Raw genomic sequence first — 389 nt, 5'->3', positions numbered from 1 at the left:
TGTGTTTATTACTGATGGGCATATACTTACGTAGGCGCTTACAATTTTTAGCGAATATTAAACATTTTTTCATTATTGGTTCTTTTAACACTGCTTTTCCTTTTTTAATGTTCGCGTATGCAGCACAAACCTTAAATGCATCTACATTGGCGATACTTAACTCTACGGCTCCATTATTTGGTGCTGTGATTGCGAGTGTATGGCAAAAAGAACGTTTACAATTAAAAGCGGGAATAGGTCTCTTAATAGGCATGCTAGGTGTTTCAGTGCTGGTCGGGCAACAAGCGTTAACATTAGGAGAAGAAGGTGTATGGGCCATTTGTGCTTGTTTATTTGCTGCCTCAATGTATGCGTTTGCAGCAAATTACGCAAAAATAGCACCTTCCGTT

At 38.8% G+C, this 389-nt stretch carries 1 protein-coding gene; it reads left to right on the top strand.

Features of this window, described 5'->3' with window-relative positions; translation table 11 throughout:
- Positions 1-14: 14 nt before the first annotated feature.
- Positions 15-389: DMT family transporter (locus GQR38_RS20190; protein WP_240920066.1), on the top strand; the 375-nt coding region annotated here is incomplete at its 3' end.

The organism is Pseudoalteromonas sp. c7(2019) (assembly GCF_011378625.1).
In the GTDB taxonomy this organism is placed as follows: domain Bacteria; phylum Pseudomonadota; class Gammaproteobacteria; order Enterobacterales; family Alteromonadaceae; genus Pseudoalteromonas; species Pseudoalteromonas arctica.
Note: the sequence above shows the minus strand (reverse complement) of the source record. Positions and strands in the feature narration are given on the sequence as shown.